We start from the raw sequence: 5,277 nt of genomic DNA, 5'->3' as shown, positions 1-5,277 counted from the left end.
ACTGACCGACCGGACACTTCGACCATCCCGTAAAACAAGACGGCGGATCTTGGCTGCACTTTCCATCAATATCACCCGTTCATGCCCCGCGCTAAATGCACGGATCCTAACAAACAGGTGGGTCAATCTTAAACGCTCATAACCCACCTAACCGGGTCAATTTTGCATGCCGATTCACAAGCTGGAAGGCCACCGATAAGACCCACCAGACCTACAGCAAAGCTAAGGTTGCCTATGCGCACGGCCAGAAGAAAAAACTGATCACCGGTGAGGTGCAAGACCCTTCCGTCAAGTCCGGCGATACGCTCACCATTGATGAGCGCGTGGAAGATGAAGCGGAAGCCAAGGCAATCGCCAAATCTCGCCTTGCTAAAGCCAATGAAGACGGGCTGACAGCAAGCCTTACACTGGTGGGTGATCCGCTGATGGTCGCCGGACAGGTGGTTGCACTGGGTGCAAGCTTTGGCAAATACGCTGCACTCTATCTGGTGCACAAAGCCACTCACAAGATCGTGCGCGGCAAGTACACCACCCAGCTGGAATTAAAGGCCATCCGCCAGGACGGCAAGGTGCGCAAGGCGACTACTAAGGACACAAAGCCCGCCAGTAAATCAGGATTGTTTGACGGGCCGGTACAGGATCTTTCCAAACCGCAAGGCCAGACGTTTTAAGGGAGAATATCATGTCACGGATTACAGAGGGCGAAGCCACATGGCCGTTCAAGCGCGGCACGCTTATTGAACATGGAAAGAGCGGGCGGGCAAAAGTTCAGTTTGCGGATGAAGACGACAACGCCTCCACATGGCTTTCCGTCAGTCAGCGCGACACAAAGAGGCAAAAAACTTACGACATGCCCGCAGTCGGCTCGCAGGTCTGGTGCCTGCTGGATGCCTATGGCGAGGATGGGGTGATTGCAGGGGCGGTCTGGTCCGATGAAGATACACCGCCCTCCAATGATCCGAATATTTTTCATGCTGTCTTCGGACCGCTGGAGATTTTCGTCAATAAGACCACCGGAGAGGTTAAGGTCAAAAGTGCGCCGAAAGTAACAATTGAAGCCGATCTTCTTGAGGTGAAAGGCACGGTAAAAATTGAAGGCGACAGCGTGACTCACAACGGCAAGGAAATCGGTGCAACCCATAAACATAGCAAGGTCACACCGGGGCCTGCTCAGACGGGAGCGGTGGTTTGAGAGGGAAAGTGACAGGTAGAAAGAAACTAATTTTAACACCGGGGCTTGCCGCAATAATTGTATAGGAAAGAAAAGCGAAAATGCGAAAAACTCTCATTTCTGATTACATAATTACCTTTATACTTGGCATTAAGGTTGGTGTTTCGATCGGACTATTTACGGGCGTCTTTTGGGTTTGGGTATTGGCTTTGGGATGGGGCGGCTCATACTCTCTGCCGTAGTTGAGTTGACGTTGGTCTTGAAGTTTCCCTTGTTTGACACGCGCGTTGTGTCCTTAGGTATTGGTTGTTTCATGTACGCTTTCGCAATTTCACCTGCCATAGGGGCAATGACTGTTGCTGAGGCAGTCATTGCGGCCGCACTTAATACAGTTACGCCTCCGATCACTGCTGCCATCACTTGCGCCCGCGCTTGGGGATCCCAAGTATCAAGATCTCCGAACAATTTATTAAAGAGGCTTTTAACTTCTGGACCTGATTTAGAAACCTCATTCCGTGCCTCTTCAAGGGTCACATTTCCAGATTGCAGACGACGAGCTAAAGCCTCAATCGCCCGCATAGCTTCAATAGATATTCCAGGTTGAAGTAGGCAATTGACTCTGCCTTGCAAGGTTTTGGTGTAAACGCCATTGAGAATCTCGCTTGTCGCTCCACAGATTGGACAGTTTGTACCAAGGTTCTTAAAAGCAATAGACGAGCCTGAGCCAGCGGCGATTGAAAAAAGGCTAGGTATAGAAATGAGCCCATGTGTTGGGCAAAAGGCCGATATTTCCATTACTTGTAGCGACTCCTATATTTAGAATGGAGAATAGTGTTCTTGCTCACCATTCCTATGTCAATACAATCGGTTGTTTGTCATGACATAACTCGGTGGACTCTAAAGCGTTAAGCGCGCCAATATAGCCTTGATCGCCCCGACCGGAACAGTTCCGTAACCTGATCCTCGCCCGCACGATACCTTGCCTACAACGAGAAGTTTTAGCAAGGGTGTTTGCGGGCGATGGTTTTAGATCCCCTCCATTGGCAGATTAAGTTAGCGCAGGAAGATGATGCGCCGTGGAATGAGGCGGTGGCGGGGCTGGATGATCTGGCCCAGTCCATCCGTATCATCTGCCTGACGCCCAGGCTTTCTGTTCCCACCGAACCTGAGCAGTTTTGTGATGCGCTGAGCTATATTGACCGCGTACCAGCTGAAGCCATTCCCGGTATCTCCAAAGAAATCTGGGAGGGTATCACCCGCTGGGAGCCGCGTGTTCTGCTTGACCGTGTTGACGTTGAGCAGCTTGGCCCCGCGTTTTTCGCTGCCTCCATCTTCTGGCGTCCGCGCTCTGATGTGCTCTCCGATATCCTCCAGCGCACGGATGTTGATCTGATGAGGGCTGAGTGATGGCGAACCTGATCAAAGCCCTGACCACTGATGAGCTGATCCGGCGCGGCCCGCCGCAGCATTTCACCACCTCGGTCAAGGCCTGGAAGGAAAAGCTGGTGGCGTGGTGGGAAACTCACCCAGACGGGCCACAGCGCAAGCTCTATCCGGCTCACTATGAGATGCTGCTCATCAACCTGCTCGCCTACGGCTTGTCGCTGCTTGGCAAAGAGGGGCAGGATGCCGCCGACAAGCGCTGGCTGCTGTTTGCCAAGGGGCATTCACTGGATGTGGCCGCCGCCAACAACGGCACGTTTCGTCTCAAAGCCAAACCTGCACGGGTGGAGCTTGCCTTCACACTGGAGACCCCACGCGGAACCGACCTTATCTTGCCGCGTGGGCTGGAAGTCAGCGCCGGAGAGGTCTCATTTGCGTTGGATGACCAGCAGGTCTTGAAGGCGGGCGAAGTCTCATTAAGTGGCCGCGCCACGGCAACAAAGCCGGGACCGGAGGCCAATGGCCTGCTATCCGGCCAGATCACGCAAATCTCTGCGGGCTATCCTGATGTTAGTGTGACCAACACGACACCGAGCGCAGGCGGCACAGCCGCAGAGGAGGACAGCTCGCTGCTCTACCGCGCTGCCAAAGCCCATGACCGTATTTCCAAGGCCGGACCGAAGGAAAGCTACCGCCAGCAGGCCCGTGCCTTCTCACCAGACATTGCAGATGTGGAAGTGATCCGGCCAGAGCCGGGACGCATTGCGCTTTATGTTCTGCTGACCTCTGGTGTCCCGGGTGCCCAGTTCTGCGCGGATCTGAAAGCCTATCTGGACCCGCAAAGCAAACGCCCGCAAGGCGATGAGCTGAGCGTCCATCCTGCCGAGCTGGTGAGGGTTCACATCACCGGCCCACTCAAGGTCAACGGAGATTTTGAAACCGCCCGCGCTGCCTCAGAACAGGCCATTCGCAAGGCCGGTCTCATCTGGTCACAGCGTTTGGGGGACTATCTGGCGCTGTCTGCGTTAACGCCTGCCGTTCGCCTCATTGAGGGCGTGGTGGATGTGGATCTGCATGTGTCCAATTTGGCCTCTCGCCAGCTTGGCAAAACCCAGTTTGCCGTGATTGGGGATGTGGATCTTGTGGCGGAGGCGTCATGAGCGAGCGCCGATTTCCACACACGCTGATTTCCTCCAGTATCAATGAGGAGCGCTCCCGCGCCTTTGTGGATGCACTGGAGGCCATGGCGGCGGAGTTCGACTTCTCCGTCCTGATGCAGCGCAACTCCGATGAGATATCAACGCAAGCCCTGCCGCTGGCAATCCACGACTGGTCACTGGAAGAGTTCATTGCAGAAGATGGCCTGCCGGAACAGGCAGTGCGCCGCCTGATTGATGAAGCCTGGAGCCTGCACGAAGATAAAGGCACCGATGATGGCGTGGCCCTTGGCCTGTCGCTGATTGGCATCCGCCCGCACATCAAACACTGGTGGCAACAAGAGCCGGAAGGCCCGCACGATACCCATAACCTGACCGTCTACGCCAATGAACATCTGTTTGAAGATGAAGCGGTGCTGCTCAATGAGAAGGTTCAGAAGGCCGCGCTGACCATGGTGGATGCCACCAAGCGCTGGTCTCAGGACACCAGCTTTGAGCTTGGTGCAGAGTTTGAGAGCACACTCAGCCTTGGCCTCGCCGGACGGGCTCATAGTTTCACTCAGCCGATGGGTGCAACGGTTCTGCCCGAAAGCGGAACGACGCTGAGCGCAGGCACAATGGCGCGTGGTGTGGCTTTCGTGACGCAAATAGCTGAGCCGGTTCTGCCTCAGACGGGAGCAGCTTTTGGCTGCGCTGCAACTGCTCGTGGCTATTCCTTTCTTTCAATTCATGGGGAGCTAATCGGATGAGCCTCAAAGCCATCAATCCAACACTCACACGCACCGGCATGCGATCCATCTTTAATGTCTCTGATGCCGGACTACACACCAAAATCACACACCTTGCTTTGGGCACCTCTCGCTATACGCCAACGGGAAAGGAGAGTGAGCTGAAGGCGGAAAAAGCACGCATTGAGATTGTTGGCTCTCGCTATCTGGATGATTTCCAGATGGAGATCACGGCCCTGATTGACGGGAATGTCGGCTTCACTCTGGCCGAGCTGGGCGTGATGTTAGAGGACGGCACTTTGCTGGCTGTCTGGTCAGACCCGGACACGCCAATGGCTCACTACACTCCCGGTGTGCCGATTGCGTTTTCCTTTGTACTTGCTCTAACTGGCCTTCCACAAGACGTCATCAAGGTGACGGGTGATGTGGATCTGCAACTCTTCTTTGGTGAGGAGTTTGCAGGCACGGCCACCTCCATGATCACCCTGCAGTTTGAGAACTTCCAGCTTAACGAAACAGTGCGCGGCCTGACTAAAGAGCTTTCTATTGCTCAAACAGCACGTGCTGAGTTGCTGCGCCGCCTGGAAGCGGTGGAAGCCAGAGTTGATCTGCAAGCTAACGCCCACATCGAACAGCTTACTTTGGATGCCACGCTTGCATCCTCACTCCTCACCGTTCAGCGCCACACTATTGAAAAGGATCAGTTGCAATGAGCCTGACACAAAGCCTGAAAGAGGTGGTTCAATCCACCACAGCTCTGACTCAAGCCGTCCAGAAAACCTACTCGCAGCACAATACTGAGATCCAAAAAATCCTGAATATCGCCCCAGAGCTTCAG

General features: G+C 54.4%; 7 protein-coding genes. 6 read left to right on the top strand and 1 reads right to left on the bottom strand.

All coding sequences use genetic code 11. The annotated features are described in order from the left end of the window. The first annotated feature begins 272 nt into the window (after positions 1-272). Positions 273-671, top strand: a complete 399-nt coding sequence (locus tag PsAD37_RS10990; RefSeq protein WP_193778251.1) for a hypothetical protein — start codon at positions 273-275, stop codon at positions 669-671. Positions 672-682: 11 nt separating this feature from the next. Then, a complete protein-coding gene (locus PsAD37_RS10985; RefSeq protein ID WP_063296187.1) occupies positions 683-1,192 on the top strand; it encodes a hypothetical protein in 510 nt (169 codons plus the stop codon). A 156-nt stretch (positions 1,193-1,348) separates the two neighbouring features. Here PsAD37_RS10985 and PsAD37_RS10980 read toward each other — a convergent pair whose 3' ends face one another. Continuing rightward, positions 1,349-1,966, bottom strand: coding sequence for an exodeoxyribonuclease VII small subunit (locus PsAD37_RS10980; RefSeq protein WP_153039718.1), 618 nt, complete (start codon positions 1,964-1,966; stop codon positions 1,349-1,351). A 225-nt stretch (positions 1,967-2,191) separates the two neighbouring features. On the opposite strand from PsAD37_RS10980, the gene PsAD37_RS10975 reads away from it, so the two are divergent. Genes PsAD37_RS10975 through PsAD37_RS10960 form a run of 4 tightly spaced genes read left to right on the top strand, consistent with a single transcriptional unit; the run spans position 2,192 to position 5,152 of the window. Beyond that, entirely contained in the window at positions 2,192-2,578 is a 387-nt protein-coding gene (locus PsAD37_RS10975; RefSeq protein WP_208991828.1) for a baseplate, read from the top strand. Beyond that, positions 2,578-3,714, top strand: coding sequence for a baseplate J/gp47 family protein (locus tag PsAD37_RS10970; RefSeq protein WP_063296185.1), 1,137 nt, complete (start codon positions 2,578-2,580; stop codon positions 3,712-3,714). Before PsAD37_RS10975 ends, PsAD37_RS10970 begins: the two co-directional genes overlap by 1 nt. After that, the gene (locus PsAD37_RS10965; protein WP_063296184.1) at positions 3,711-4,460 is read left to right on the top strand and encodes a phage tail protein I; all 750 of its coding nucleotides are present in this window, start codon (positions 3,711-3,713) and stop codon (positions 4,458-4,460) included. The genes PsAD37_RS10970 and PsAD37_RS10965 overlap by 4 nt, the downstream gene beginning before the upstream one ends. Further along, on the top strand, positions 4,457-5,152 hold the full coding sequence (locus PsAD37_RS10960; RefSeq protein WP_063296183.1) for a phage tail protein: 696 nt from the start codon (positions 4,457-4,459) through the stop codon (positions 5,150-5,152). Before PsAD37_RS10965 ends, PsAD37_RS10960 begins: the two co-directional genes overlap by 4 nt. The last annotated feature ends 125 nt before the right edge of the window (positions 5,153-5,277 follow it).

The sequence above is a fragment of the Pseudovibrio sp. Ad37 genome, from assembly GCF_001623075.1.
GTDB lineage: Bacteria > Pseudomonadota > Alphaproteobacteria > Rhizobiales > Stappiaceae > Pseudovibrio.
Note: the sequence above shows the minus strand (reverse complement) of the source record. Positions and strands in the feature narration are given on the sequence as shown.

Coding starts and splice junctions, on each gene's coding strand:
- PsAD37_RS10985 (WP_063296187.1), top strand. CDS start 683: ATGTCACGGATTACAGAGGGCGAAGCCACATGGCCGTTCAAGCGCGGC.
- PsAD37_RS10980 (WP_153039718.1), bottom strand. CDS start 1,966: ATGGAAATATCGGCCTTTTGCCCAACACATGGGCTCATTTCTATACCT.
- PsAD37_RS10975 (WP_208991828.1), top strand. CDS start 2,192: ATGGTTTTAGATCCCCTCCATTGGCAGATTAAGTTAGCGCAGGAAGAT.
- PsAD37_RS10970 (WP_063296185.1), top strand. CDS start 2,578: ATGGCGAACCTGATCAAAGCCCTGACCACTGATGAGCTGATCCGGCGC.
- PsAD37_RS10965 (WP_063296184.1), top strand. CDS start 3,711: ATGAGCGAGCGCCGATTTCCACACACGCTGATTTCCTCCAGTATCAAT.
- PsAD37_RS10960 (WP_063296183.1), top strand. CDS start 4,457: ATGAGCCTCAAAGCCATCAATCCAACACTCACACGCACCGGCATGCGA.